Annotated in this window: 1 pseudogene; it reads right to left on the bottom strand. The window is 57.6% G+C overall.

Annotated elements, in window-relative coordinates:
- Positions 1 to 460, bottom strand: a pseudogene (locus tag HX875_RS32170) (glycoside hydrolase family 19 protein); the annotation flags it as partial.
- Positions 461 to 554: the final 94 nt, after the last annotated feature.

Genomic DNA, 554 nt, shown 5'->3' with positions numbered 1-554 from the left:
CAATCAACTGCGAAATTGACTGTGCATGCGCCGACAAGTTGAGCGCCGCTTGCAACTCATCCGCAGTGATTTTTCCATCACGATTACGGTCAAGCAGGTCATAGAGCCGGCTCTTGACCCGCCCCTTGTCGCCCTCATCCGCCTCGCCGTCAAACCGTTCAAGTTGTGCTTCGCTGAGACGATTGAGGTCACGATAGAACGAGGCAATTGCGCTCAGCGGCGAGTCGTAGCTGAAGATGATGTCGTAGCCTTCCCAGGCCCAGGGACTGACCCACGACGTAACCCCCACGTCTTCACGCACCCAGCCGTCGAGCACGTTGTTGTCGGCATCGCTGAGCAAGCCGTCGAGGCGGTAGTACTTGAAGGTCCGCCCGAAATCGCTGGTGGGTACGTCGATTTTGTATTCGGCCGGCAGGCCGTCGAGAACGCTTTTGGGCAGTAGCAAGTCGACACTGCTCACCGGCGTTGCTGTCTCCAAAACAGGGTATCGGTTAGGACCGTAGTGCGCTTTATGCGGTATTACCGGCGTGCCTTTGGCGAGCTTCAACCAGGTG

It is taken from the genome of Pseudomonas yamanorum (assembly GCF_013386765.1).
GTDB classification, from domain to species: Bacteria; Pseudomonadota; Gammaproteobacteria; order Pseudomonadales; family Pseudomonadaceae; genus Aquipseudomonas; species Aquipseudomonas yamanorum_A.
Note: the sequence above shows the minus strand (reverse complement) of the source record. Positions and strands in the feature narration are given on the sequence as shown.